This is a genomic window from Ruminiclostridium josui JCM 17888 (genome assembly GCF_000526495.1).
Lineage (GTDB): Bacteria > Bacillota > Clostridia > Acetivibrionales > DSM-1351 > Ruminiclostridium > Ruminiclostridium josui.
The window spans coordinates 1,579,022-1,605,316 of the sequence record NZ_JAGE01000001.1; the positions used below are offsets into that span (position 1 = coordinate 1,579,022).

28 protein-coding genes and 1 other RNA gene are annotated in these 26,295 nt (G+C 35.5%); 10 read left to right on the forward strand and 19 right to left on the reverse strand.

The window, feature by feature from the left end; translation table 11 throughout:
• Positions 1-15: 15 nt before the first annotated feature.
• Positions 16-723 (reverse strand): serine O-acetyltransferase EpsC, encoded by a 708-nt coding sequence (gene epsC, locus K412_RS0107435; RefSeq protein WP_024832513.1) that lies wholly within the window; start codon positions 721-723, stop codon positions 16-18.
• A 184-nt stretch (positions 724-907) separates the two neighbouring features.
• Positions 908-1,786, reverse strand: coding sequence for a hypothetical protein (locus tag K412_RS0107440; RefSeq protein ID WP_024832514.1), 879 nt, complete (start codon positions 1,784-1,786; stop codon positions 908-910).
• 140 nt (positions 1,787-1,926) lie between these two features.
• Here K412_RS0107440 and K412_RS0107445 point away from each other — a divergent pair, with 140 nt between their 5' ends.
• On the forward strand, positions 1,927-3,363 hold the full coding sequence (locus tag K412_RS0107445; protein WP_024832515.1) for a hypothetical protein: 1,437 nt from the start codon (positions 1,927-1,929) through the stop codon (positions 3,361-3,363).
• A 31-nt stretch (positions 3,364-3,394) separates the two neighbouring features.
• Here the strand turns inward: K412_RS0107445 and ssrS are convergent.
• From ssrS to K412_RS0107455, 3 genes are all read right to left on the reverse strand, one after another.
• Positions 3,395-3,606: non-coding RNA, 6S RNA (gene ssrS, locus K412_RS21765), on the reverse strand.
• A 142-nt stretch (positions 3,607-3,748) separates the two neighbouring features.
• Entirely contained in the window at positions 3,749-4,006 is a 258-nt protein-coding gene (locus tag K412_RS0107450) for a putative Se/S carrier protein (protein ID WP_024832516.1), read from the reverse strand.
• Positions 4,007-4,103: 97 nt separating this feature from the next.
• Positions 4,104-4,991, reverse strand: a complete 888-nt coding sequence (locus K412_RS0107455; protein ID WP_024832517.1) for a DNA-3-methyladenine glycosylase family protein — start codon at positions 4,989-4,991, stop codon at positions 4,104-4,106.
• A gap of 160 nt (positions 4,992-5,151) precedes the next feature.
• Here K412_RS0107455 and K412_RS0107460 point away from each other — a divergent pair, with 160 nt between their 5' ends.
• Positions 5,152-5,931 carry a DUF6062 family protein gene (locus tag K412_RS0107460; RefSeq protein WP_024832518.1) on the forward strand — a complete coding sequence of 260 codons (780 nt, stop codon included), beginning with the start codon at positions 5,152-5,154 and terminating at the stop codon, positions 5,929-5,931.
• Between the two features lie 181 nt (positions 5,932-6,112).
• On the opposite strand, the gene metA is transcribed toward K412_RS0107460, so the two are convergent.
• The 11 genes from metA to K412_RS0107515 all read right to left on the reverse strand — a co-directional run bounded on the left by metA (position 6,113) and on the right by K412_RS0107515 (position 18,809).
• Complete coding sequence (gene metA / locus K412_RS0107465; protein ID WP_024832519.1) at positions 6,113-7,033, reverse strand: homoserine O-acetyltransferase MetA; 921 nt, start codon at positions 7,031-7,033, stop codon at positions 6,113-6,115.
• Positions 7,034-7,134: 101 nt separating this feature from the next.
• Positions 7,135-8,415, reverse strand: coding sequence for an O-acetylhomoserine aminocarboxypropyltransferase/cysteine synthase family protein (locus K412_RS0107470; protein ID WP_024832520.1), 1,281 nt, complete (start codon positions 8,413-8,415; stop codon positions 7,135-7,137).
• A gap of 266 nt (positions 8,416-8,681) precedes the next feature.
• The gene (locus tag K412_RS0107475) at positions 8,682-10,259 is read right to left on the reverse strand and encodes an ABC transporter permease/substrate-binding protein (protein ID WP_024832521.1); all 1,578 of its coding nucleotides are present in this window, start codon (positions 10,257-10,259) and stop codon (positions 8,682-8,684) included.
• A gap of 24 nt (positions 10,260-10,283) precedes the next feature.
• Complete coding sequence (locus K412_RS0107480) at positions 10,284-11,414, reverse strand: ABC transporter ATP-binding protein (RefSeq protein ID WP_024832522.1); 1,131 nt, start codon at positions 11,412-11,414, stop codon at positions 10,284-10,286.
• A 154-nt stretch (positions 11,415-11,568) separates the two neighbouring features.
• Positions 11,569-12,195: a GntR family transcriptional regulator gene (locus tag K412_RS0107485; RefSeq protein ID WP_024832523.1), complete on the reverse strand. Its 627-nt coding sequence runs from the start codon at positions 12,193-12,195 to the stop codon at positions 11,569-11,571.
• Between the two features lie 12 nt (positions 12,196-12,207).
• A complete protein-coding gene (locus tag K412_RS0107490; RefSeq protein ID WP_024832524.1) occupies positions 12,208-13,365 on the reverse strand; it encodes an MFS transporter in 1,158 nt (385 codons plus the stop codon).
• Between the two features lie 72 nt (positions 13,366-13,437).
• Positions 13,438-14,532 carry a GerAB/ArcD/ProY family transporter gene (locus K412_RS0107495; RefSeq protein ID WP_024832525.1) on the reverse strand — a complete coding sequence of 365 codons (1,095 nt, stop codon included), beginning with the start codon at positions 14,530-14,532 and terminating at the stop codon, positions 13,438-13,440.
• Positions 14,533-14,539: 7 nt separating this feature from the next.
• A complete protein-coding gene (locus tag K412_RS0107500; protein ID WP_024832526.1) occupies positions 14,540-14,749 on the reverse strand; it encodes a hypothetical protein in 210 nt (69 codons plus the stop codon).
• Positions 14,750-14,754: 5 nt separating this feature from the next.
• Positions 14,755-15,903 carry a Ger(x)C family spore germination protein gene (locus K412_RS0107505; RefSeq protein WP_024832527.1) on the reverse strand — a complete coding sequence of 383 codons (1,149 nt, stop codon included), beginning with the start codon at positions 15,901-15,903 and terminating at the stop codon, positions 14,755-14,757.
• On the reverse strand, positions 15,900-17,465 hold the full coding sequence (locus K412_RS0107510) for a spore germination protein (protein WP_024832528.1): 1,566 nt from the start codon (positions 17,463-17,465) through the stop codon (positions 15,900-15,902). Before K412_RS0107510 ends, K412_RS0107505 begins: the two co-directional genes overlap by 4 nt.
• A 168-nt stretch (positions 17,466-17,633) precedes the next feature.
• The gene (locus tag K412_RS0107515) at positions 17,634-18,809 is read right to left on the reverse strand and encodes an iron-containing alcohol dehydrogenase (protein ID WP_024832529.1); all 1,176 of its coding nucleotides are present in this window, start codon (positions 18,807-18,809) and stop codon (positions 17,634-17,636) included.
• 187 nt (positions 18,810-18,996) lie between these two features.
• Between K412_RS0107515 and K412_RS0107520 the strand changes: the two genes are divergently transcribed.
• Positions 18,997-19,371, forward strand: a complete 375-nt coding sequence (locus tag K412_RS0107520) for a MerR family transcriptional regulator (protein WP_024832530.1) — start codon at positions 18,997-18,999, stop codon at positions 19,369-19,371.
• Positions 19,372-19,391: 20 nt separating this feature from the next.
• Here the strand turns inward: K412_RS0107520 and K412_RS0107525 are convergent, their stop codons facing one another.
• The 3 genes from K412_RS0107525 to K412_RS0107535 form a co-directional block, all read right to left on the reverse strand.
• Positions 19,392-20,216 carry an Asp23/Gls24 family envelope stress response protein gene (locus K412_RS0107525; protein ID WP_024832531.1) on the reverse strand — a complete coding sequence of 275 codons (825 nt, stop codon included), beginning with the start codon at positions 20,214-20,216 and terminating at the stop codon, positions 19,392-19,394.
• 356 nt (positions 20,217-20,572) lie between these two features.
• Positions 20,573-21,490, reverse strand: coding sequence for a putative sporulation protein YtxC (gene ytxC, locus K412_RS0107530; protein ID WP_024832532.1), 918 nt, complete (start codon positions 21,488-21,490; stop codon positions 20,573-20,575).
• A 146-nt stretch (positions 21,491-21,636) separates the two neighbouring features.
• Positions 21,637-22,392: a DUF6873 family GME fold protein gene (locus K412_RS0107535; protein WP_024832533.1), complete on the reverse strand. Its 756-nt coding sequence runs from the start codon at positions 22,390-22,392 to the stop codon at positions 21,637-21,639.
• 292 nt (positions 22,393-22,684) lie between these two features.
• Here K412_RS0107535 and K412_RS0107540 point away from each other — a divergent pair, with 292 nt between their 5' ends.
• From K412_RS0107540 to K412_RS0107570, 7 genes are all read left to right on the forward strand, one after another.
• A complete protein-coding gene (locus tag K412_RS0107540) occupies positions 22,685-22,900 on the forward strand; it encodes a DUF378 domain-containing protein (RefSeq protein WP_024832534.1) in 216 nt (71 codons plus the stop codon).
• A gap of 147 nt (positions 22,901-23,047) precedes the next feature.
• A complete protein-coding gene (locus K412_RS0107545) occupies positions 23,048-23,239 on the forward strand; it encodes an alpha/beta-type small acid-soluble spore protein (RefSeq protein WP_024832535.1) in 192 nt (63 codons plus the stop codon).
• 210 nt (positions 23,240-23,449) lie between these two features.
• Positions 23,450-24,493, forward strand: a complete 1,044-nt coding sequence (locus K412_RS0107550) for an AI-2E family transporter (RefSeq protein ID WP_024832536.1) — start codon at positions 23,450-23,452, stop codon at positions 24,491-24,493.
• 44 nt (positions 24,494-24,537) lie between these two features.
• A complete protein-coding gene (locus K412_RS0107555; protein WP_024832537.1) occupies positions 24,538-24,804 on the forward strand; it encodes a CPF_0552 family protein in 267 nt (88 codons plus the stop codon).
• Positions 24,805-24,834: 30 nt separating this feature from the next.
• Complete coding sequence (locus K412_RS0107560; protein ID WP_024832538.1) at positions 24,835-25,068, forward strand: MerR family transcriptional regulator; 234 nt, start codon at positions 24,835-24,837, stop codon at positions 25,066-25,068.
• Between the two features lie 88 nt (positions 25,069-25,156).
• Complete coding sequence (locus K412_RS0107565; protein WP_024832539.1) at positions 25,157-25,573, forward strand: hypothetical protein; 417 nt, start codon at positions 25,157-25,159, stop codon at positions 25,571-25,573.
• 146 nt (positions 25,574-25,719) lie between these two features.
• Entirely contained in the window at positions 25,720-26,280 is a 561-nt protein-coding gene (locus K412_RS0107570; RefSeq protein ID WP_024832540.1) for a phosphatase PAP2 family protein, read from the forward strand.
• The last annotated feature ends 15 nt before the right edge of the window (positions 26,281-26,295 follow it).

The window sequence follows — 26,295 nt, forward strand, 5'->3', positions numbered from 1 at the left end:
TCCTCTCATGTACTTCTATTTATTAATTGTATTATTTTCATTCTTTTTATTCAAGGGCTGAGAATTCTCACTCGACGCCCTTCCAATGTCACATATCATATTTTCAAGATGTTGCAGACGATTTGCAAGTTTACAAATCTCCTGTGACAAGGGATCCGGCATATGTATCTGATCTAGAGACTCCGACGGATTATCAACTCTCTTACCTGCCTTTTTAACGGTTCTCCCTTTTACTCCTACCACTGTAGAAAATGGCTCAACTTCAAAGGAAACAAAAGTATTTGCTCCTATAGTTGAATTATCTCCGATTTTGAAGGGTCCTAAAACCTTGGCTCCTGCTCCAATAAGAACATTATTCCCAACTGTAGGATGACGTTTTCTCCCCTTGTCCTTCCCTGTTCCTCCAAGGGTAACACCGTGGTATATAGTACAGTTGTCTCCTATTTCGGCTGACTCTCCTATAACGACACCCATTCCGTGATCTATAAACAATCCGCTGCCTATTTTTGCACCCGGATGTATCTCTATCCCTGTAAAATGTCTAGCAAATTGTGATATAAACCTTGCTATAAAAAACCTCTTCTTTTTATAAAACCAATGAGCTATCCTGTGATATACCAGAGCGTGAAAACCTGGATACAACAAAATGACCTCCAGCGTACTCTTTGCAGCAGGGTCACGACTAGCTATTGATCTTGCATCATACATCAGACCTTTTTTCATACTGTATCCTTTATATATAAATTAAATTCTAAATCATTATATTCCTATTCAAAAAACAACCCTTTATAACTATAGTAATTTTAACAGTTTTAATTTTCTATGTAAATAAGTATAACATTGAGTATACTATATAATAAAAAAGGAAGGATTTAAATCCTTCCTCTTTCGCCTTACAGTTGCTACACTAGTCCTCGCATTGATTAACGTCTTCGAGCAAAAGCCTTTCTTGATCTGTCGCACCGGGGAAATCAAATTTTTGAGGTGGATAGAACTCATCATATGGAAAATCAAAGGTATCAAACAATTCACATGCATTGTCATCTGTTCCTGCAGGACAGTGCTTATGCGGATATGAAAAATCGAAAGCAGGTATTAAGAGTGGTACAACCCTTGCAAGACTAACTATTGAGAATAATCCTACTGTAACGTACACTCTTTTTGTAAGTACAGGCCCAGGCTGTGGACCGGGTCCTCTTTCCATTTCCCTGTCATCATCCAGTTTGTCTAAAAAGCCCTTTGTTCTTGCAGATAACGGAATCGGCTCTGCAACTTCTATCTTACAGAAAGGCAGGTTACTTTGCTGCAGCTCGGCATTTGATTGAATGTCCAGTGCTCTTGGCTGGTAAAGTGATTTGAAAATCTTAACTCCGCCTTCTGAACCGAATAATATTATTTTCTTGTCATAGGATATGTTGCCTTCTACTGTAGTTATCTGAATTCTTTCCCTGCCTCCCACAGTTATTCTGGTAAAGAAATCAAGTGTTACAGCAATAATAAATTTGACATCTACAGCATAAAAGCCTCTCTTAAAAGGAACTGCTTCTATATCCGTTATAACATCAGTTACCTCTGCCGTCCTAATTTTAACGTTAAAGGAATCATTAATAGCACGAACTTCAGCATCCGTAAGACGTTCAAAATATACTCTTGCATTTTCTATACAATCCCTGTCTTTACATGAATCGTATATTTTTTCAGCATGTACACCGACGGCTTCTCTTATTTTACTGAGATCTCTCTCGCAAATAAGCCCCGATACCACTCTGTCATTATCTTGACCCATAAAAATCCCCCTTAATTGCAGTTGTTTGATGATTTCCCTTAATTACATATTATGTTATTTTGATAAATGTGTGATTACTTTGTTTTGTTACTAAACAGCTAATTTTAAGCATATATATTAATGATTGGAGGCCGATAAATATGTACAATCCCAACAATAAACAATTTGTTTTTAAAGATTCCGAGGGTAAACTTTGGAATTTTTACTATGATAACAACCAAGGAATATGTTACAGCGTATTTTCCAAAAGATTCGCTTGGTCGGAGCCACGAGTGGTGCAGTCAGAAGCCTATGAGCAATTCTATGTGGAAATTGATGAAAAGGATTGCTTCCATATTATATATCAGGATAAGAAAGGCAATATTATTTATTGCTTTATGCAGCAAAATGAAACCGTTAAAGCGTTGCCAGTTCTTACCAGCAAATCACACTCTGTATTTAACAAACATTTATCGTTGATTGTTGCAAATAGTTGTGTACATATTTTCTTTATAATTGAGCATAACGGAATATATATGCTGTCATATCAGACAATAACAGATGGTGTTCCTGTTGCACCAAAAAAAGTTGATAATATAACCTTACTTCCAAATCCATACACTGTTGTCTATGATTTAAATGATGACATATATGTTTTTTATCATATATCCGACGGAAAGAACAACCAAATAGGATACAAGAAGTATTCTACTGTTAATAAAACCTGGAGCGAGTATTCACAAATTACTATGTTTTCCTCCAACAGTCAGAATCCCAGAGTTGTGGTTGACAGAAACGGTATTTTCCATATATGTTATGTAAGAAGACAGGATAAGCAATTTCAGTTGGTATATCAGCAAAAGATACCTGACAGAAACATGTGGACATCCGAAAGCATTCTGGCAGCTTCGGGAACTCTTTTTTCCAATTATTCATTACTATCGGTAAAGAGCAGTCTGGTAGTTTATTATATTAAGGATGATTCCCTTTTTTCATTTATATCAAATGACTTCGGAGCCAGTTTTACAAAAGCTTCTAAAGGCACCTCTCTTTCAAGGCAGCACATTTGCGTCAGATATAAGTCAAATTGCCCATATGAGCATATACAGGCCAACGAAATACCCGCCACATTTGTAAACGGCTTTAAGTTAATGTTTACACATGATTCCATAGATTCGGAAGGTAGTCTTAGTACTGACGAAATGAAGGATATTATAACAACAGAAATTAAATTGCTGAAAAGACAGATAGCAGATTTAAAAGAAACTCAAAATAGCATTATCAACAATATTAAAGCACTTGAGTCAAATCAAAAGACCATGGAACTCTCTCTTATGAAAGAAATATCTAAAGTACTAATAGGGCTAAGGCCTGGAAAATCAGGTATTGAACCTATCCAGCCCAAAAGAAACACTTTTGCAGAAGTATTTCCAAGTAACCTAAAACAGCGTAATAATCCCCATACTCAAGCATTTACCAATCTTCCGAAATCAAGAGAAGAACTAAAGCAACTTTTTGCAGATAGAGTAAAGAAAAAAGCAAAGTTACATAAAAATTTCAAAGGAGTATGGAAATTGAAAAGAAAGAAGAATATGTAAAGGGGCATCGCAATGCCCCTCATCACTTTGAGTTAGTCCCAAAATGGCGTCCCCAGTATTTTGACACCTAGCCAAAGCCAGGTGGGTGTCCCGGTGGTATCTTCAGCCTTCCTTCGCCGTTGCACAACGTTCATGCCGTGTGTCGGAATTACCTAAGGCCTGACATCGTATACCAGACAGCAGACTCCCTTATGAAAGATGTAGGTTCAAAATAAAGGTTTGATTCGCTCATTTCAGGATAACTGTTATTCAATTTTTGAAAGTTTACCAGTCCTATATATGACTGCTTTCGATGGGTTTATTATAACATCGGTTCTTACTCATGTAAAACAGAATCTGAATAATATATCAGTTAATAGCGACTGTTTTCTCCCTTATAATTTGTCTAATATAATCTTTCATACTTATTCTTTGAGAACCCCGAAATAACTCTGTATACTTCCTTTATAGGAGTGTTGATACGAGCGGCTTCCGCCTTTATCACTCCTAAATATTCTTCTGGGAATTTAAGGCAAAGTCCACATCCTCCCTTAGCAATGCTGCAAGGAGTAGATATAACTTCAAAATCATATCCTTTTTTTTCAAGTTCAGAATTCAGTTTATAAACATAATTACCAGATTCTAATATTGCAATACACTTCATAAAATCCACTCCAATTCCATAATATACTATACCCACAGTTAGTTGCTTTACATTAACATAATATTGAAATGGCTTTTAAAAAGTTCCGTAAATGTTTTTATTTCGACATACCTATTTTATTTAACCGTGCATGATAAAATAAATACTGTTGCGCATACCCTGTAAGGTCTCCAAACTGCTTTGAGGCAAATTGCTGTATTTCCTTAAGACCTGACTCTTTTTTTAAATACAACTCCTCCATCACACGTTTTACCCAAACATCAATTGGAAATACGTCATATTTCAATCCGCTGAAAAGCAGTATACAGTCAGCCACCTTTGGTCCAACACCGGGAAGCTTCATTAGCGCCTTACGAGCCGCAGCTGTATCCATGCTTCTTAAATGTTCTTCTGTTAAAAACCCCTGTGCCATTAAGGCAGATGTTTTATGAATGTACTTGCACCTGAACCCTGCCTTACACTGCTGTATTTCCTCTAATGACATACTTGCAAGTGCTTCAGCATCTGGAAAACTGAATGCATTAAGACTGGAATCAATACACTTTCCTCTTAATGCAGAAAGAGTATCTACTGTTTTCATTATTCTCGGTATCATGTTATTTGCAGATATTATAAATGAGATTAGCATCTCCCAGAAATCCTGTTTCAGAAGTCTTATTCCCCAGCCAGTTTTTATTGCTTCTTTCATTATTTCATCTTGCTCAAGAATAGACTTAATTTTTGAATAATCAGTGCCCAAGTCAAAATACTCATACCAAATGTCTATAAAATCCCGCTCTGTAGAATTGGTTATACAAAGAATCTCATTATTATAACTTACATTTACCAGTCGGCCTCCAGCTATTCCTCTATAGCTTCCATCATCCTGTCTTATCCATCTGAAACACTGTCCACAGTCAAATATGTGTGTTAAATTGAAGTCTTTGACATTTTTTACGTAAAGGTTTCCATTTGTAGTTTCTAAAGTGTAGCCTTTATATTCCATTTTTATTCCTCCCCATTAAATAGTACCCCATCATATGCCCTATAAAACAATATATTAAGGATATTAATTAGCACTGGGAATATCAATGGTTATGTGTGGGAGAAATATGATATAATTTGAAAAATAGTGTAATTCACTTTTTATTATAACGGAGGTCACAATGAAGGAGAAAATATATACAATACCTGTGTCAGATGCTTTTGCAGAGGATTGCGAATGTCCTCTTTGCGTTCTGGAAAAAAAGCTGGAAAATGAGTGTATAGAGTACGCTCTAGGACCATCCCTGATGGAGCCAGATATGAGACAGGAGACAAATGAAAAGGGATTTTGCAAAGACCACTTTGAGGCTATGTTTAATAGTCAGGCTAATCGTCTTGGCCTTGCCCTCATGATTAATACATTTTTGCAGGAAAAAAATAAAAAGCTTCAAAGCATATTTGAGACACGTGCCAGCTCATTGGAAAAGGATGCTAATGCCGGACTTATGAAGAATATTTCGAATAAAATTTCATCGAAGCAGACTGAAACTGACAAGCTGGTACAGGAACTTGTAGGGGAGCTTGATAAAATAGAAAACAGCTGTTCCATATGCAGTAAGCTTGAACACACAATGGATAGATATATTGATGTTATTTTTTATTTGTATTTCAGGGAACCTGATTTCAGAAAAGTTTTTGATTCCAAAAAAGGATTTTGCCTGAAACATCTTAAACAATTGCTTATTTCAACAAAAAAGTATCTTAATACAAGTGAAACAGCAATATTCACTAAAAAGCTCATGGAAATGCAAATTACCAACCTTGATAGAGTAGAAAAGGAAGTTGATTGGTTTACAAAAAAGTTCGATTATAGGTATAGCGACGCACCTTGGGGAAACTCAAAGGATGCTGTTTTAAGAAGTATTCAAAAAATAAGAGGAAATTGTAATTTAAAACAGTAACATTTTATGTAAAAAATAATATTATGTAAAGTAGATAGGCAAATGTCTATTTAGCCTTGAGCACCACATGACTACCACCAGTCCTGTACCGGCCCTCCCCCTGGCACAGTTATCGAGTCATAACATGCTATGCCCGTCAAAAGGTTCATCCTTTCAGGTGCTCAAGGCATTTAATAATTCATTACTTTCCTAAGTTATTTAAATCGTAAGGTGTTTCCTGATATACATAGTAGTTGAGCCAATTTAAAAATAAAAGGTTTCCATGTCCCCGCCACCTTACAATAGGTTCCTTTGTTGGATCATCTCCGGGAAAGTAGTTTTTGGGAACCTCTATGTCCATCCCCTTTTCTACATCTCTCTCGTACTCATATTTAAGCGTGTAAGGATCATATTCGGAATGACCCGTCGCAAAAATGTGACGCCCATCTTTTGATGCAACTAGATATACCCCTGCTTCTTTAGACTCAGCCAATATTTCTAGTTGTTCAACCATTGCTATATCCTCATGGGCAACTTCAGTATGTCTGGAATGGGGCACAAAAAACACATCATCAAAGCCTCTGAGAAGTTTAACATGCTCCTTTATTTTTTTGTGTTCAAATACACCAAACATCTTCTTAGGCAAATCGCGTTTTGGTACGCCGTAATGATAATACAGCCCTGCCTGTGCCCCCCAGCATATATGTAGTGTAGAGTATACGTTTTTCTTACTCCAGGCCATTATACGTTTAAGTTCTTCCCAGTAATATACGTCCTCAAATGGCATTTGCTCAACTGGTGCTCCTGTGATAATCAATCCGTCAAAATGCTCACCTTGTACCTCGTCAAAGGTTTTATAAAAAGTTTTAAGGTGTTCCTCAGGAGTATTTTTTGACATATGGGATGCGGGGTGCAGCAGAACAATCTCCACCTGAAGGGGTGTGTTTCCAAGAAGTCTCAGTAGCTGCGTTTCCGTAGTTATTTTAGTAGGCATTATATTTAATATTGCAATTTTTAGCGGTCTTATATCCTGATGGTATGCCCTGTCCTCAGACATGACAAATATGTTCTCACTATTCAAGGTTTCCACCGCAGGTAGATTGTCAGGGATTCTGATTGGCATATTGACCTCCATCAACTAAATAAATAAATTGTAAAAAAAGTGCATAATATAAATTATATTATGCAATAACGAAAAGTCAACTGTCAGCCAATATAGGTTTATTATTTGCTCTTTTCAAGAGCCTGTTCTATGTCATATATTAAATCATCAGGATCTTCAATTCCTATGGAAAGTCTTACTGTTCCAGGTGTTATTCCTGATTCTAAAAGTTCATTCTCCGAAAGCTGGGAATGTGTAGTGCTTGCAGGATGTATTACCAAAGATTTAGCATCAGCAACATTTGCCAATAATGAGAATATTTCTAAGCTGTCTATAAATTTCTTTGCAGCTTCGAAGCCTCCTTTTATTTCAAATGTAAATATTGAGCCTGCTCCTTTTGGGAAATATTTTTGAGCAAGTTCAAAATATTTATTTCCCTTCAGGCTTGGGTAATTTACTTTCTCCACCAACGGATGTTTTTCAAGGTATTCTGCAACCTTTTTTGAATTGCTTACATGTCTTTCCACCCTTAAAGATAATGTCTCAAGTCCCTGTAAGAATAAGAATGAGTTAAAAGGACTAAGGGATGCTCCTGTATCTCTTAAGAGCTGAACTCTAGCTTTCGTTACAAATGCCACTTCTCCCAACTGACTGAATACAACCCCATGGTAGCTTTCATCAGGTGTTGTAAAGCCAGGGAATTTATTGCTTGCAGAATAGTCAAATTTACCTCCATCAATAATCACTCCACCGATAGAAGTTCCATGTCCGCCTATAAATTTGGTTGCAGAATGTACTACTACGTCTGCTCCGAAATCAATAGGTTTTATTAGGTATGGTGTGCCGAATGTATTATCAACTATAAGGGGGATACCATGCTTATGTGCAATGTCTGCAACGGCTTGAATATCGATTAGATTTGCATTTGGATTACCTATTGATTCTATGTACAGAGCTTTTGTTTTTTCTGTAATAGCGGCTTCAAAGTTTTGCATGTTATCAGGATCTACAAAAGTAGTGTTTATTCCGTATTTGGGCAAGGTTACCGCAAAAAGGTTGTAAGTTCCTCCATACAAGGTGTTTGCAGCCACAATCTCGTCTCCAGCTCCAGCAAGATTCAGTACTGAATATGTTATTGCTGCTGAACCAGATGAAACTGCAAGGGCTGCCGAACCGCCTTCCAGTGCTGCAATTCTTTTTTCAAATACATCTGTTGTAGGGTTCATAATTCTTGTATAAATATTTCCCGAATCTTTAAGACCAAATAAATCTGCTGCGTTATCTGAATCTTTGAATACATATGATGTTGTCTGGTATATAGGCACTGCTCTTGACCTTGTAACAGGATCTATTTCCTGCCCTGCGTGGACTTGCAATGTATCAAAACTAAGTTTTCTGCTCATATATGGTATCCCCCTTTATATGCTAGTAAGTTTATAGGTTTTATTATAATATATATAATAAAACCAAATTTAATTTTAGTCAATACCTTTTATATATAATTTTGTTATGTATTTATTTTTAACTGTAAAATTTTATTTTACATACTTGATTATTTTATGAATTATATATTTTGCTATAATTAAAATAAAAAACCATTGCAAACACATCAACTTCTTTTGCAATGGCCTTCTATTTGATTTCTATATTTATTTACATCGATTTTATATTAATCCTTTTTCAATAATCCTTTTTCAATCAAAAACTCTTTTGCTACTGCTGCAGGTTCCTTTTGAAGCTCATCAACTTTATAATTCAGCTCTATCATAACTTCATTTGTAAGAATATCTCCCAATTCTTCAATCACCGGCTCTATTTCAGGATACTTCTGTAGTATTTCCTCTCGTACCAAAGGAATTGCATAATATGGAGGAAAAAAGTTCTTGTCATCCTCCAAAGAAACAAGATCAAATTTCTTAAGTAACCCATCTGTAGAAAACGCATCCACAACACTTGTTTCCTTATTTATTAAAGCTGTATACCTTGGAGAACCGTCTAACCCCTTGGTATCTTTAAATTCAAAATTATACTTTTTTGTAATTCCTAAAAGTCCATCTTCCCGGTTAAGAAATTCCAATGTTGTTCCTGCAATTAAATTAGGGGCTACCTTTGCCATGTCACTAATACTTTTTAAATTATATTTTTGCGCCGTTTCTTTTGTAACTGCAAGAACATAGGTATTATTGAAGCCCATCTGCTTTAGTACACTGATATTGAACTTTTCTTTGAAATCTTTTTTTACAGTATTATACACCTTATTCATATCTGATATGGGTGGATAATTCAGTGTATCTCCATATGCCGTCCCGCTATAGTCAAAATATAAATCAATATCCCCTGACTTCAGAGCCGAGAAGCACACCTGTGTACCCCCCAGATTTACTTTCCTTTCCACATTTAAATCAGTTTTTTCTTCAATAAGGTCAGCAAACATATTTACAAGTATATGCTGCTCAGTAAAATCTTTTCCTGCAATACGTATTACTTTTCCGCCAGTTCCTAAGCTGGAAATTATGGTTGAAAATATAATAATAACTGTCAGAAGTCCGGCCACTGACAACACTATCTTATTATATCTTCTTTCCCTCATCTGCTTTTCCTTTGATTTTTTTATTTTTTGCAGACTTATTGGCGTAACCATTTTTTCAATCAAGCCTACCAGATAATCTACCAACAGCGCAAGTAGACATGCCGGAATAGCACCTGCCAAAATCTGGTTGTTATTTACTGTTCTTATACCTGAGAAAACCAGAAAACCCAATCCTCCAGCGCCGATAAACGCGGCTATGGTCATCAGTCCAACGGCCGTTACAGCTGAAATTCGGACTCCTGCCATTATTACAGGCAATGCCAGTGGAATTTGTATTTTTGCTAATATCTGAAATTTCGTAAGACCTATTCCCCGGGCAGCTTCCAGTGTCAGCGGATTTATATTTTGTATCCCTGTAAACGTATTTTTAATAATAGGCAAAAGTGAATACAGTATTACCATGACCACAGCCGGAAGTGTACCTATCCCTAAAAAGGGTATGGAAAATCCAAGCAGAGCCATGCTTGGAATTGCCTGAACTACATTAGCAAAACCCAATACTGGTCTGTTTAATTTTTTCACATAACTAATTAATATTCCAAGTGGTACACCCAAAATTATGGCTAATCCTACAGCAATAACTGTAAGCTTAACATGCTCAACCAGAAGATTCAGTATTTGGGATTTATTTAGTACTAAGTAATCAATAAAATTCATATAAACCCCCCTTTTCTAAGTAAATTATTCCAAATTCTCCATATCCAGATACTGCTGACTCAAAGTAGTAACAAGACTGCTCTTTGTTATCAATCCCAGAAGCTTTCCGTCTTCACTTAGAACCGGGATTGTGGATACATGCCTTTCGTCAACTATTTTCAAAATATCTATAATTGACTCATCTTCATGGACACTCAAAAATTCGGTAGACATAATATTTCCAACACTTATTTTACGGTCACTCTGGCTTTGTATCTGCCTTGCATTCACTATACCTATCAGCCTTTTTGTTTTCTCTTCAATTACCAACAGGCTATCCACCTTCTCATTACGCATTCTCTCAATACATCTGAGAAGTGTCATATTACTATGACAGGTTACCGGAGTATCAATCATGATATCCTTTGCCTTTATAAATTCAGGAGAAGTCCATATTCTATTTTTTCCTACAAATTCTGACACAAAATCATTACTTGGATTTTTCAATATATTTTCAGGTGTATCATATTGTAGTATCTCTCCGTCTTTCATGATACATATCTTGTCCGATATCTTTATCGCCTCATCCATATCATGTGTAACAAAGACTATTGTCTTTTTAATGGATGCCTGTATATTTATAAGCTCATCCTGCAGGCTGATTCTCGTAATAGGGTCAAGTGCAGAAAATGGCTCATCCATAAGAATAATCTCAGGGTCTGTGGCAAACGCTCTTGCTACTCCAACCCTCTGCTGCTGTCCACCACTTATTTCTGATGGATACCTGTTAAGGAACTCATCTGGTTCCAATCCTATCATTTCCAATAGTTCGTAAGTGCGTCTTCTTATTTCCGTAGCATCCTTTTTTTGAACCTTAGGGATCAGCTCAATATTCTCTTTTATTGTCATATGGGGAAACAAACCTGTCTGCTGGATAACATATCCCATATTCCTTCTTAGCTTTATAATATCTTTTTTTTCTATATCCTCTCCATTGATAAATATCTTTCCGGATGAGGGTTTGATTAGGCGGTTAATCATTTTTAAAGTGGTTGTTTTGCCGCAGCCGCTTTCTCCGATAAATGAAACCAATTGGCCTTTTTCAATTTCCAGAGAAATGCTTTTTAGTACAGTTTTATCTTTGTATTTTTTTGATATGTTTTCAAATCGAATCATTTACTTTACCTTCTTTTCCCAATCAAATTTGAGCAACAACTTCATTATATAGTCAAGTTGTCACCTTTGTCAAATTACCCAAAAAAACCTCCTATTGTATTAATTGCTACAATGGAGGTTTTTATTCAATGTCATTATTCTACTCTTTCAAATTTTATGGGTATAAGAATTTTCTTACTCTTTCAAAACAATTTTCATCTCCTATAAAATACACGATATCACCCTTCAAAAATATTGCATACGGACCCGGGGACAGCAATAGCTTAGTTTCTCTTTTTATCGCAACTATTGTTGCAGTTGTGGTGTGCCAGAAGTTTGTTTCGGATGCAGTCCGGTTCAAGTACGGAGTATCCTGTGTAATCTCTATTTCAAATGGGGTAAAAGGATTTATTGAGCGAAAACGGTCCGTCTTCTCTATAAGCTTTGACAGGCAATCATTAAAAAATTGCAATTCCCTGGATTGCCGCTCCATGCTGTCCTGAATATCCTTTTTTAAATTATTTACAGTTTGTATTTCATGGTAATGGCGCACGAAATCCACAGCTTTTTCATAGGACTTAATTATTACACCATTTCCAATTTCTGTCTCCACTATTCCCAAATCAGTCAGAACACATATAGCACGCCTTGCGGTTTCAGGTGATACCCCGTATTGGCTCGCTATAGAAGACCGAGCATATATTTTTTCGCCTACCGGGTAGTATTTGCTTGCAATTTTGGATGCAACATCCGCAGCAATCTGCTGGTATCGTGGGTTTGTAATTCGAACACCCTTATCCATGTCTGTTTCTCCTTAATCAATATAATGTTCTGATTTCCGATTTCTGAACAAAAACAGTATTATAACTGCCAGCAACATTGCAAAAGCCGGTACGGCAGTGGTATAACTGCTTCCATAGCTGCTTACTATCATTCCGGTAAAAAGACCCATTACCACAGGCCCCAACGCTCCGGCTCCCATGTTAAAAGCCAGCATAGTACTGCTTTTTTCCCCGGTAAGCCTTGTAATCCAAATAGTAAGCAAAGGATAAAAAGGTGAACACGCAAAGCCGGCCAGTGCAAACCAGGCTATTGCCATACCCTGGTTTGAGTAAATAACCATAACAAATGAGATTATCGCCAAAATTCCGTGTACCAGCAATATCCTGACCATATCAATGCTTTTAATTAGCCTAACCGAAAGGGTTCGCCCTGCAAACATAGCAGCCCATATGAAGATACTTGCCGCAATTCCTGAAATCTTTCCATAGCCACGGCTTTCAAAAAACATTGGCGCAAACCCCCAAAGTCCGGTTTCTGCCGCAACATATAAAAATAGTGTCAGAGGTGCTACCATATTTATAGGTCTTGTAAATACTATTTTGTACTGCTTTAATGTATTCTTCAGAGAAACTGTATTTACCTCTGAATGACCTTTGTATTTTACAGTATATAATGCCATACCTAAAAATAATATACCGATAATATAATATGTAATTCTCCACATTCCAAGAAAGACCGTGAACATCAGAAGCAGAAGAGGAGTTATTATAGCTCCTACGGTAAAAAAAACATTGATAAATGCTATGTTAGAGTCTGCCTTTTGTGTATCATATGCTGTTGTGAGAGACACAATTGCATTCTGACATATACTGCCGAAAAATCCTATGAAAAATATCCCTGCCATAGTCATAATGTAATACCTTGAAAACCCGAATATCAATGTTGCTGCTCCTAATCCGGCAAACGCAGCTCTTAATATCTTTTGTCCTCCATAGCTGTCTACAAGAGTTCCTCCAATTAAAACTCCCAGTGTAAATCCCAAAAACTGAATGCTTACCATACTGCCCTGCTGTACTGACGTAAAACCCAGCTCTTCAGCCAGTCTGGGCATAGCAAGTCCTGATGATGACAGTATCATGGCAATTAGACATAATTGAACACATAATAAAGGGATTGTTATTTTTTTCACTAGTGCACCTCTCAATAGATTTAATTTTTGATTCAAGGTATATTATATCTTAAAATCATGTTTTTTCATTAACTATTTACCCATTTCCAAGAGGTTTCTGGATTTTTTTATCTCTGCAACAAACCAAGTAATAGTCGGTATTATCACCTGCATTGGGAAAGTATAGTACGGATATATTTCCATAGTCCAGTAAGTCATTTCTATTATAGTATGATAAACAATATAGGAAAAGTAAATCATCAGTAATCCCGTTTGAATTACAATAGACCTATAATCCTTTAAATTAAAGACTTTAGCTATTCCTTTACATGTGGCCAGAAGACATACCGCACATTTTACAAAAACGGAGAATATAAATATAAAGGAAACTGTTACTTCTACTCCCTGTATAAAAGTACCAATTCTAATTCTACTGGTAGCTGCGTAAGACGAAAAATAAAAGTTTTCCGTTAAGTTTCCTAGTACAGCAATATTCCTTATTGTAGTTATGATAATCATACTGCTTGCAATAAGGGTTCCCCATATGTACACCTTTTTAGGTGATTTTTTTGTTTGAAGAGATGAAAAAATACAAAGAAAAAGGACAGTCTCAGCCATAGGGAAGGAAAATGTTATAAATCCCCCTTTCAGTACCGGGGTTAAACCATTTCCAAGTATCGGTTGAAGATAATTTAGTCGAAGCTGTGTCATTCCCAATATAAATACAAGAGCTGTAAAAAAAATAATTAACGGTGCAAAAACAGACGCGGTCCTGCTAATAACCTCAACGCCAAGATAAACTGCAGCTATACACACCAGCCCCAAACAAAACAAAGATACAAACATAGGGGTCTCAGGTAAAGCCACTACAGTTACAAATTCCCCAAAATTTCTAAGTACAATTCCTCCCAGGTGAAAGCCATACCAAATATATATAGCAGACAAAATTTTACCCGTTACTTTCCCAAATACAATACCAAATATATCAAATAAATCTTTTCCTGGAAAAATCGACAGTAATCTTGAATATATCAGGAGCATTGGGATAAAGAAAACTGTGGCAAGTATCGCTGAAATCCATGCATCATTCTTAGCATTTCCACCTGCACCTATAATCATGGTTGTCCCAATAATAAACATTAATAATAAAATTATTCCTTCTTTATCTGATATCTGTTCCTTTAGCATTTTAAACCTACCTTCCAAGTATTAATGTAATCAAATGCTCTATAGGCCTAAGAGGAGTGGGGATTTTAACATTAAGCGATAATAAAACTGCTAAAGTTAATGACAATGCTCCCAATATGCCGTTTATTAAATAGTCAGGCCATAATTTCTTTTTATACAACGGAAAACAATTAAAAATAATCAAAAACGTATAACCTGCAATTATAAAAACAATCAAATTCTTTACCCACCTTTTTTTACTGTTTTGTACAATAAAGCACTGTTTTTTATATGCACTTTAGCATCAACTTCAACCTCCGAGTTCCTGAAAACCTCCTCCCACTTATCCGCCACTCTTTTCCATTTTTTTACATCCCTTTCCATAAACTTCTCGCCAAACTTAAATATATCAGTACCATACTCTGACTGAATTTTCTTAATGAATGTTTCTATTTTTTTTTGAGTTGCTTTTGAAGCACTGTCTTCCAGCCTTATTACAGCCCGTTCATTAGAAAAGTTTTCATACCCTCCAACTTCATCGATACCCACAGTTGCTTGTATATCTACCTTAAATTTAAGCTTTCCTGTTTCTACAATAGGTTTAACCTTTGTTCTACTTCGTAATATTTCTAAAGATATGGGAGCCGATAAACCCGCGTCCTCATGGCTAACCAGAACTCCGCCTTTCACTTCGTCCCTTATAAAAAGCAGGTCTTTTGTTTCTTCACCATCTAGTTCACCTGCCAATTTATCGTTTCTTATAATGGCTGCACCTGCTACACGAGGAATTAAATTCCCCTCTATATTTTCAAGATGTACCGCAGGAATTACCGTAGAAGTCCCTTTAGTTTGTAATTCAATACTGTAATCCAACAAATCCATTTTAGGTGCTTTACTTAGCCTGGACTCATTTTGCAATATTTTATCAAGAGCAAATGATTTTATACTTTCCGTTGTTTCATGTCCCTCAAGTATTTCTTTGGCTGTATCCTGCTGTGAGTACAGTATATTCACATCATTCCTTATTTCAGCATCCCGGATATAAACATCAAGAGCCTTTGTAATTCCTTCTTCTGCTACCTCCTTGCTTAAAATTACAATCTTGCAATGGCTCCAATAAAGTTTCTTTCCTGTAACCGATATTCCGTTTCTTATAGCATCCAGTATGGTTTTTCCCTTTACAGAGATAAGTTTTGATTTTGATTTTGTATCATTATCACCAACGCTCTCAACTACTTCAGCTGTTATGTTATATTGTTCAGAGTCTTTATCTATAGCTGCTCCCGCAACAATGGCAAGCTCGTCCACTTCTCTGTAGTTCCAGCATCCGGCTGTAAAAAATAAATTCAAAAAAATAATTATGGTCATAACAACACTTTTTAATTTTTTCATTTATTCTTATTCCTATTGTTTTTATTTGAAACTTGTCTTGTCAAATCCTTCGAGAAGATTTTGGGTCTTAGAGTCATCTTCCACCAGGGTGCACGAATCCAAGCATCTTGGCCATCATGGTTTGTAGCCCGAGTATTATTCATCATATATGGAACTCCAAAAGAACGAATACTCATCATGTGGAGATATAGTGCAATAATACACATCAATAATCCGTATATGCCAAGGAATGACGCTCCCATCAAAAAAATCGTACGGAATACAATAGTGACACCTATGGCATACATATTAATCAATGTGGTAATTCCCGTAAGTGCAGTAACTATGATTACCGGGGCACTAACCAGTTTTGCCTCAACTGCAGCCTGACCTAAAACCAAAGTGCCCACAATATTTACTGCTTGTCCTACCGGCCCGGGCATTCTTGTACCCACTTCTCTTAAAATATCAAATATAAAAAGCATAAGAAACAAAGAGAGAGAGGTTGGAAAAGGAACACCCGCCCTGGAAGAAGAAATGCTTATCAGCAGCGGAGTCGGAATCATCTCCTGATCATATGTGACAAGAGCCAAAAATAATGCAGGTATGATAGAAGAAGCCACTGCTGTAAAGCCCCTAATTATACGATTTGTGTTTGCAAAGATGTAGTTGTTATAATAATCCTCGCTAGCCTGAAAATACTCTACGGCAAGAAATGGCACTGTTAATACGAATGGGCTTCCATCTACAAATAAAGCAACTCGCCCTTCAAGAAGTTTAGACGCTACAACATCCGGCCTCTCAAATGCTCCTACAGTCTCAAAAGGCGAATAGGGAGCATCTTTAATAAGCTCCTGAATATAACCTGAATCCAAAATTCCGTCAATCTTTATTTTATCTAAACGTTTGTCAAGTTCAGTTAAGACTTCTTCTATGGCCAAACCTTCCAAATAGCATATACAGATAGACGTATGAGTTCTTTCTCCCAATTCCCTGAACTTGAACTTCAAATCAGGATTTTGAATTTTTCTTCGTAACAACGAAAGGTTCACCATCAGTGATTCCGTAAAACCTTCTCTGGGACCACGCACAACCTTTGAAGATTCCGGCTCTGAAATTGACCTCTTTTCCCAACCCTTGGTTTCAATGACCAGACCTTTATCATATCCCTCTAAAATAAAAAGGGTATCACCTGAAATTATTGAACTAACCATCTTATTAATATCTGTCTCAATTTTTACATTGTTTGATACTATGACCTTTTCCTTGATGTCTTCCAACAGATTATTAATATCAATATTCTGAGCAAGATTATCTTGTAGAACAGGCTGAATAATATTTTCATTCACAACCTCTGTGTTAACCATACCTTCTATATAAATAATGCAACACTTGGCCTGCTTAAAGCTCTTATTCTGGAATTCCCTTGTTACAAGTGTCTGATCATCCTTGAATATGGCTCTAAACAGCGATATATTATCCTCCAAATTTACCGTCATTTTTTTTAATTGTGAAGGATTTTGAAACTGCCAAGCATTTTCAGGATAGTTTGCTTTATACTTTTTTGAGCCTTTTTTATACATAACGTCATCACCGCAATCAATTCTATATATTGATTATAGTTATTTGCAATTTAGTCATAAAATAAACAAAATTTATAAATTTTTTCAAAACAAATCAAAACCCTAAAAAGCTTTAATTACCGCCTTTTAGGGTTTGTTAGGTAAAATGTTATTTGATTATACGTATTTTTATTTTGCAAGTTTATAAATTTCAAGTACATCCTGCCAGTAAAGCTTCTTTAGTCCTCCGATTGGATGTTCTTTTCCATACGCCTCACCAGTGGCTTTTTTAGCCATAAGCTCGAACTTGCTTTCCTCTATACCGATTTCTGTTAAAGTCGCCGGAAGACCCATCTTTTTATAAAATTCACGAAGTTTTGTAATTCCTTCCATCACAATTGCATCTGGGTCACGATAGCTGCCTTCTACTCCCATTACATTAACAGCAAACTGTACAAACATATTAATGTTCGTCTTATAAACATACTGCATCCATGCGGGAGTTAATATTGCCAGACCAGCACCATGTGCAATATCATATATGGCACTCAACTCATGCTCCATATCATGACAAGCCCAATCCTGTGCCCTTCCAAGTCCAAGTATGTCATTATGTGCAATAGTACCTCCAAAACCAACCTGGCACCATGCGTCATAATTTTCAGGGTTTTGTGAAACTATCAAAGCATTTTTCATAATGGTTTTAAGGGTTGTCTCACACAAGCCATCTGTAAGGTCTGTATGTGTAGTATTTGTGAAATATCTCTCAAAAATATGGCTCATCATATCCGCTACCCCATTAGCGATTTGATTTTTAGGAAGTGTAAAAAACAATTCCGGATTTACCATGCTAAGTACAGGTTTTAGATAATTGCTGCCATATCCCTTTTTAATTTGTTTTTCTTCATTTGTAATTACCGTATGAGGACTGGATTCACTTCCTGCTGCTGGTATTGTAAGAACAGTGGCAACAGGCAGAGCACCTTTAATTTCACCGCCATTTTCATAGAAATTCCATATATTGTCATTGCGTGCACCTAGTGCTATGGCCTTTGCAGAGTCTATTACACTTCCGCCGCCTACTGCAAGTATCAGGTCCACCCCTTCTTTTTTACAAAGTTCGGCCCCCTCCTCGGCTAATGACAACCTAGGATTAGGAACTACACCACCCAGTTCAACAAATTCTATGTTATTTTCTTTCAGGGAATCAACCACCTGATGATATAGTCCACTTTTCTTGATGCTGTTTCCTCCATAATGTAAAAGCGCTTTTTTTGTATATGGTTTAATTAAACTGCCTATTTCCTTTTGTGTGTCCCTACCAAATATAATACGTGTAGGTAGATGCATATCGAAGTTTAGCATAGTCATTTTCCTTTCTCACTTACTATTATTTTTCTCAAATGTTATTATACTAATTTTTCACCTTAATTATTTGACCCATCTTCAATTAGAACGTTGATGGAGCATATTACTTAAAGTATAATAAAATTGTAAACCTTAACGTAAACTTTAAGTCAATAGTAATTTTAAAAATACAGGAGAATCTTTAATGACCTATTCTATAAAGGAAGTATCGGATAAAACTAATTTGAAAGCCCATGTTTTACGCTATTATGAAAGAGAAGGCCTCCTTCCTAATGTATCCAGAAGCGAAAGCGGGATACGCCGGTATTCAGAAGAAGACCTTGAATGGTTGGGTCTTATCTGCTGTCTGAAAAACACCGGAATGTCCATTAAGCAAATCAGAGAATTTGTGGCACTAAGCGCTCAGGGTAAAGAAACCCTGAAGCAGCGTTGTGATATGCTCATAGCGCATAAAAAGATAGTTGAAAGTCAAATTGAGGAGATGCAAAACCATCTGATAAAAGTTACTCATAAAATAGAGTATTTTACTTCTCAGTATGAGGAGTATTTGGGCAGATGATAGGGATTTTACGGAGTCCTCTATTTCTTATTCTCAACAACAAGGCTTTTGGCCACAACATTCATTCTCTGGATATTTAGTGCAGTCAAATGCTTTATTTGCTCACTTACTTTTTCCTGAACCTCTCTTAAAAGAGGTTTAATCATATAACCATAAATCAGAACCAAATCCATCTCAATGTATATTCCGTCCGGCCTGTTTTCAGCTCTAAACCTGGATATTTTTGATACACCAGGGATATTTGACGTTACATACTCAACTATCTGGTAAATTGTGTAATCTGATATGGTGTAATTCCCCATGTAACTAAAGGTGGGCCGAACAACGGATTTTTCTCCTACCAACTGATAGCTGCCTTTTCCTTTTCGTCTAAATATCTGAAGTGGGTCAAGAAAATAACCCGAGAAATCTTTCTTAATTTCGAAGGTTGGAACAGGAATAACATGTTTTCCCTGTTCTCTTCTTGTTGCCAAAGCCTGCTTGATTTCATATTCGCTGGCAACATCGGTAATATATACTTTCTCATCTACAGGGCCTATTCCAAGCCTTTCAGCTATGGTTTCTACCATCCCGTCAGAGGTTCCCAGAATGAGAAGTGCTTGTGCATTGTAGCGGGTAAGTGCATTTGCTACATCTTCCGTATGTTTTTTGTCCGTGAATAATGCTCTTTTAATTGAGGCAATCTTAGTGCTTTCCTTTTTCGCTGAAACGCCTGCAATAATCTGATTGCCCTTTATAAGAAGCCCGTCATCTATAATAAAATCAGTTCCGCGTTCTCTGGCAACCCATGAAGCTCTGTGGCTTTTGCCTGTCCCACTCGGGCCCACAAATCCTATTACTTTCAAAAAGTACTCCTCCTAAGAATTTCACGTTTATTTTATTATTTTGTACTTAATTATTGCATCCTTATAATATTAATATAGCACAAATTTCGTAAAAAGGGAAAAGAGAGTCTCAAGACTCTCTTTTCTTCTCCCCGGACATTCTTCTTTTGTTACTTTTAATGTTTTGTCTTTAGTAATTAAGTTATATTTTGTCATTTGTAAATTAGTTATATTAGCGTATTGCCAATACATATTATTTATTATCAATATACTGCAATTACACAATATATTGTATTTATATACCGACTCTTTGTCAATATATATCAACCTCAAAAGGTCTAGTACTATATTACTATTTTTCCCGGCATTTGTAAATATTATTCTTTGCTGTCTGATTTTACCATTACAATAGAGCATATGTCGCAGCCATTGCATAAAACAACTTTTCCTGAAAAAACATTTTTTATGGTATCAAGAAGTTTCTTATTTTTAAACCTCTCCCAGTTGTGAACTATAATGTTTCTGGGAGCCAGTGTTATCAGGGAACTAACCAAAAGATCATCATGGCTTATATCTGCTTCAGACAGCTCAGTTACAAATTCCTGAATACATTCATTGGTTATTTCATGCTTTTTTTCATCTAAAAGCATGTAGTTATCATCATACTCCATAACAACATGAACAACGTTGAATTTTGGATCCTGTATTTCAACAAAATATTTCAAAAGCCTTATAAACTCCTTGTATTCACGTTCAATTAAAAAATCATCCACTGCATTATCAATAATTTCTTCCAACTCTTTGTTATAATCTTTTAATCTAAAATTTACAAATCCGTCAAGTATAATATTATTAGAACCTTCAAAGTATTCTAATAACTTATTTACAATAAGATTCCTTCTACGTATTTGAAAAAGTGTATTAAAAAAAACCTTGTCATCATTTCTAATAATCTTTTTACATATTTCCAATATTTCCCGTTTGTCAGCAGAATTAAAATAACCATAGTTGCTGTTTATTATTCTGTTTAAAAGACGTTCTTCGTATTGCTGAATTATATAATCCGCAAGTGCATTTGATATATGGTATTTTAACAGCTCATACTGACTGGTTTTCTTTGAAAATAATCCCTCCTCCTCCAAATTGCATAGGATGGAAGTTGCACCTTCAATATCAACTACTTTTATTGAGTAATTAATTCTTTTTTCTCTTAATTGCTGAAGTTCATTATCTATATGCTGTATAACGTTTTCTGCGCTATCATTAACTCCGATTGAGAGGTATTGATACTGCATCAACTTCACTTCCCTTCGTGTGTAGTATATGTTTTCGTATAATGTTGTATTCAAAAGGCATTTAACAGTTTATTCTAAGTTATGTTACATTATATGCATCCTATATTTTATAGGTACTACACACATTAAGATTATTTGTATGGTAACTATTCCTGAGTAACTGGGATGATTGTCCCCAAATCAATCAAATGTTCATCTTTAATAATAACCATGTCCACAGCTTTTAAACTTAAAAAATCATTTATTTCTTTATAATTTTTATGAAGTGTTATATCTCCGGTAAAAAGCAATTTATCTTTTGCTATCAATCCCGTTGCTCCCCCAATAAACCCCATATCAAAGGGTTTCAGCTTTATAGCAGTATCAGGCTCAATTAAAAGCACATCTAGTCCCACTGATGTTGCTTTTCTATAAATATCCTGGTCTGATGTGATAATGCTATTACTGTCAACAACACATGTAAGACACTTAGAGTACCCCTGATTTACATGTATAAGTTGTACTCCATTTTCATCCAACATTTTTTTGATAACGGGGTCTGTGTATTTAGTATTATGAAATGCATACTTGCCCACACTTGCAACATTGTAAGCAATAGTTCCCGGATATTTATTATGAAGGAAAGTTTCTCCCTTTATCATTTCAAAGCCCTTTTTGCAAAGTAATTCAATTATTTGCAACGATGTGTTAGGTGCATATACAATAATATTTCCCGAAATATGGTGAAACATAATATCAGGATGGCATGATACGGCAGGATACACATCAGGATGCTCTAATACGGGAATTATATCTATTTTTCTATTTTTCAACTCATCAATTAGCTTTTTGGGAGCCCTCATATCTAATATAACAGAGGAAACATTTCCATCCGGCAAATTAGGTATTTTAACTGTTTTCATATTTTTCCCTCTTATGGTCTTTTGTCTCAAGTTAAATTTTAGTATCACACATATTTTTAATATTTCATATTATACTAAAGAAAGAATCTTGAAAATCAAAAATCTTCTTATTCCAGTACTAACTGCTCTGCGAAAGCGGGACAGTTATTCAAATACACCGCATTTCCAAAAATGGAGATGCGGTTATTTTATTTGTGGTGTCTTTTCCCACTAATAAAATCTGTTTATTTAATAATAATATAGAACTGTAACAGAATCTAATTAAATTTTAAAAAAGAAGGGAGTTGGTAATATGAGAACACCATTGGATAGAGTTGCATTAGTACTCATTATAATCGGAGCTCTTAACTGGCTTTCTGTAGGGTTATTCCGCTATGATCTTGTAAGTGCAATGTTTGGTTCCGCTTCATTAATTACAAGAGCAATTTTTGTTATCGTCGGTATAGCAGGACTGTACAGCATCAGTCTTCTTTTCAGAGAAAGTGATCAAGCTGTACGTCAGCAATAAATAATCTTAATGGAAGATAACGCCATTGATTTTAGAAAGAAGTGACAGCAAGTAGACATAAATTTCCGTTATATTTTAAGCAATAATGCAAATTATATTAGTACACCGGTAAATCACAGGTGAAAATCACAAAGGAGGAATTTAATTATGGCTAATAACAATAGTAATAACAGACCTTCAGGATTTGAAAACTTGAAATATGAGATAGCTTCTCAGGTTGGTGTAAACCTCAAAGAAGGTTATAATGGTGATTTAACTTCAAGAGAAGCTGGTAAAGTCGGTGGAAATATCACTAAGAGAGTATTCCAGGTATACAGGGATCAACACCAAAATCAGTAAGAATAAATTTTATGCTAAGTAATAAATAATAAAAGGATGCTCGTCTTTTATGACGTGCATCCTTTTATTTTAAAATTAACACTATAGTACTTTATTACTTGATAATCTTTATATATAATTTATATAAGTTAGTACATCACTTTTGCGAAGAATTTAAATTAGCAGAGGATTTTATGTATTTCCAAATATAAATGATAAGGAAACAAGACTATGACAGATTTTAAATCCATTTTGTCAAAAAAAATAACTAAGAGGGTACTCATACTTGCTGCATTTGCACTTCTGATATACCTTTTGAGGGGTATGGCCAACATGTTTCTGCTGACCTTCATATTTGCATATCTGGGGTATACTGCACAAAGTTATGTATTCAAACGGACTAAAATCATTAATTCAAGATTGCTCAAAGCAATAATTATAGCCTTTTATCTTGTAGCTGTAACATTGGCTGTGCTAGTTCTTTACAAGTATATTCCGGTAATTATATCAGAGCTAAAAGCCCTTACCGCACAAGTAAAAACCTTTTATAATACCACTTACGAAAACGAGACTTTGAACTACATTATTTCGTTATCCAAAGAAATCAAGATCTCTTCCTATATAAGAGATAATTTTGAAGTTCTATATAAATCAATTTCAAATATAGGTAAAATCGGTTTTGACTTTGTTATGGCAATTGTGTTAAGCCTGTTCTTTATATTGGAGAAAAACCGAATTGTCAGATTTACATCAGGTTTTAAAAACAGTAAACTATCTGTAGTTTATGATGAACTTTCATTCTTTGGACGTAAATTTCTGCAGTCTTTCGGAAAGGTAATTCAGACTCAGATAACTATTTCATTTATCAACGCCATTCTTTCTATGATAATGCTTTATATACTCAAGTTTCCGCAGATTTTTGGACTTGGATTTATGATTTTTATTCTTGGTCTTGTCCCTGTTGCAGGTGTTGTAATATCACTTGTCCCCCTTTCCATGATAGCACTCAGAGTCGGCGGGCCTACAATGATTCTCTACGTTTTAATACTGATTGCAATTCTTCATGCTATTGAAAGCTATATTCTTAACCCTAAACTTATGTCTCAAAAAACAAAACTTCCTGTGTTCTACACATTTGTGGTATTAATAGTTTCAGAGCATATACTTGGAATATGGGGACTTATTATAGGTATTCCGATTTTTATATTTATACTTGATGTTTTGGAAGTCAAAAATCCTGATGCACCTGCTACATCAGATTCAAACAACAGTTAATAGGGTATACTTTCCTTATATAAAAAACAATAGGAGGCAATGCTATGGCAAAATATAATGTTATGTCTGTTCTGACAAATAACAGAATACAAAATGTGAATCTAATGCAAAATGTTCTCACTGAGTCTGGTTGTATAATTAAGACAAGACTTGGTATACATGATGCAAGCGAAAACAGCTGTTCAAATGAAGGCCTTATAATACTTCATCTGACTGGTTCTGACGATGAAATAGAAAGACTGGAAAACAAATTAAATGAAATTCCAGGGGTCAAAGCCAAAAATATTCGACTAAGCTCGGAAGATGCGTAGTTTAATTTATTTTATCAGGGGGAAAATTCGGTGGCTGAACCTAAACGCTGCAAAGAGTGTAACTGCACTTTCCAATATGTAACCAGTGAGCAATTATGTTTGAGCTGCAGTCAGAAAAACGAGTCCGAATTTCGGAGAATTAAAGAATTTTTAAAAGACAATCCAAAGTCATCGGTCAGTATGGTAGCAACTGCTCTTGATATAAGCGTATCCCACATACAGAAGTTTATTGATGAAGGAAGACTGGAAATCGTCAATAAGTAGCAGGAAAATTCAGCTAAAATGTTACTAATAGCTTACCTGCGTTTAGCCGATAACTAATGAAAATACAATTATTTTAAGGGGTGCCAATATGGATATTTTTGAGCTTATTGCATATCTCAAGGAAACTGAAGGTTACATTGAGTATTCGTTTTATAAACATTCTTCTGAAATTATGAATGCTATCTCAAATAGGGGTATAGATGAAGTATTAAATATCATTTCCATGAGAGAAATTAAAAAAGGTGCGTACGAATGTGTTACCACTTGGGAAGTTGATAGTAATTCCTGCTTCAGTAAAACCGTAATAATTGATATATCCAATGAAATGATTTATATCACCGAAACTTTGGATGGTGCTGACAGCCAGTCAGCCAAAGCAGATTTAGTTTCAGATTTTGATGTGCTAAAGGAATATTCAGAAATTATTGATTTAATGAAGACCAAGCAATTAAACAGTATTGAAAAGGAATTACTTACAAAAGTTGTTGCTGCATTTTTCAAATAGCACATAATTTGATATTAACCTTTATATAATGAATGAAAACGGAGCTTTGTACTAAATTACAGTTAGTGCAAAGCTCCGTTTTCATAAAATACCATTTTTGAATTAGTATCTATATGTGTTAAAATATGTTCTAACGAGGTGATAAAATGATTTCCGCTATACAATATATAGATACAAATATATTAAACTTTATTCAAAACAATTTGCACTCAGTTTTTATGGATAAATTTATGCCGGTAATTACTTTTTTGGGCAACAACGGTATGGTTTGGATTGTAATTGCTATTTTACTTGTGATTTCAAAAAAATACAGGACAACTGGACTTATGCTTATAGGTGCATTAGTAATTTGCCTGATAATAGGCAACCTTACCCTAAAGCCTATTATTGCAAGGTCACGCCCCTGTTGGGTCAATACAAGTGTACATTTGCTGGTGTCATCCCCTCAGGATTATTCTTTCCCATCGGGACACACCATGTCTTCCTTTGCAGCCGCTGTCGTTCTTTTCTTAAGAAGCAAAAAATTAGGGGTATGGGCCTTACTTGTTGCAGCTATGATATCCGTTTCAAGGCTCTACCTGTATGTTCATTATCCTTCCGATGTAGCCGCAGGGTTGATTCTTGGCATAGGAGCTGCTTATTTTTCTGTTAAAGCTTTACCTACAATGCAGAATATTCTCAAGAAAATAGTCAAAACCCGGTCATAAGACCGGGCTTTCGAT

Bases quoted from the DNA above. Each gene is read 5' to 3' on its own strand.
- epsC (WP_024832513.1), bottom strand. From the start codon at position 723: ATGAAAAAAGGTCTGATGTATGATGCAAGATCAATAGCTAGTCGTGAC.
- K412_RS0107440 (WP_024832514.1), bottom strand. From the start codon at position 1,786: ATGGGTCAAGATAATGACAGAGTGGTATCGGGGCTTATTTGCGAGAGA.
- K412_RS0107445 (WP_024832515.1), top strand. From the start codon at position 1,927: ATGTACAATCCCAACAATAAACAATTTGTTTTTAAAGATTCCGAGGGT.
- K412_RS0107450 (WP_024832516.1), bottom strand. From the start codon at position 4,006: ATGAAGTGTATTGCAATATTAGAATCTGGTAATTATGTTTATAAACTG.
- K412_RS0107455 (WP_024832517.1), bottom strand. From the start codon at position 4,991: ATGGAATATAAAGGCTACACTTTAGAAACTACAAATGGAAACCTTTAC.
- K412_RS0107460 (WP_024832518.1), top strand. From the start codon at position 5,152: ATGAAGGAGAAAATATATACAATACCTGTGTCAGATGCTTTTGCAGAG.
- metA (WP_024832519.1), bottom strand. From the start codon at position 7,033: ATGCCAATCAGAATCCCTGACAATCTACCTGCGGTGGAAACCTTGAAT.
- K412_RS0107470 (WP_024832520.1), bottom strand. From the start codon at position 8,415: ATGAGCAGAAAACTTAGTTTTGATACATTGCAAGTCCACGCAGGGCAG.
- K412_RS0107475 (WP_024832521.1), bottom strand. From the start codon at position 10,259: ATGAATTTTATTGATTACTTAGTACTAAATAAATCCCAAATACTGAAT.
- K412_RS0107480 (WP_024832522.1), bottom strand. From the start codon at position 11,414: ATGATTCGATTTGAAAACATATCAAAAAAATACAAAGATAAAACTGTA.
- K412_RS0107485 (WP_024832523.1), bottom strand. From the start codon at position 12,195: ATGGATAAGGGTGTTCGAATTACAAACCCACGATACCAGCAGATTGCT.
- K412_RS0107495 (WP_024832525.1), bottom strand. From the start codon at position 14,532: ATGCTAAAGGAACAGATATCAGATAAAGAAGGAATAATTTTATTATTA.
- K412_RS0107505 (WP_024832527.1), bottom strand. From the start codon at position 15,903: ATGAAAAAATTAAAAAGTGTTGTTATGACCATAATTATTTTTTTGAAT.
- K412_RS0107510 (WP_024832528.1), bottom strand. From the start codon at position 17,465: ATGTATAAAAAAGGCTCAAAAAAGTATAAAGCAAACTATCCTGAAAAT.
- K412_RS0107515 (WP_024832529.1), bottom strand. From the start codon at position 18,809: ATGCTAAACTTCGATATGCATCTACCTACACGTATTATATTTGGTAGG.
- K412_RS0107520 (WP_024832530.1), top strand. From the start codon at position 18,997: ATGACCTATTCTATAAAGGAAGTATCGGATAAAACTAATTTGAAAGCC.
- ytxC (WP_024832532.1), bottom strand. From the start codon at position 21,490: ATGCAGTATCAATACCTCTCAATCGGAGTTAATGATAGCGCAGAAAAC.
- K412_RS0107535 (WP_024832533.1), bottom strand. From the start codon at position 22,392: ATGAAAACAGTTAAAATACCTAATTTGCCGGATGGAAATGTTTCCTCT.
- K412_RS0107540 (WP_024832534.1), top strand. From the start codon at position 22,685: ATGAGAACACCATTGGATAGAGTTGCATTAGTACTCATTATAATCGGA.
- K412_RS0107545 (WP_024832535.1), top strand. From the start codon at position 23,048: ATGGCTAATAACAATAGTAATAACAGACCTTCAGGATTTGAAAACTTG.
- K412_RS0107550 (WP_024832536.1), top strand. From the start codon at position 23,450: ATGACAGATTTTAAATCCATTTTGTCAAAAAAAATAACTAAGAGGGTA.
- K412_RS0107555 (WP_024832537.1), top strand. From the start codon at position 24,538: ATGGCAAAATATAATGTTATGTCTGTTCTGACAAATAACAGAATACAA.
- K412_RS0107565 (WP_024832539.1), top strand. From the start codon at position 25,157: ATGGATATTTTTGAGCTTATTGCATATCTCAAGGAAACTGAAGGTTAC.
- K412_RS0107570 (WP_024832540.1), top strand. From the start codon at position 25,720: ATGATTTCCGCTATACAATATATAGATACAAATATATTAAACTTTATT.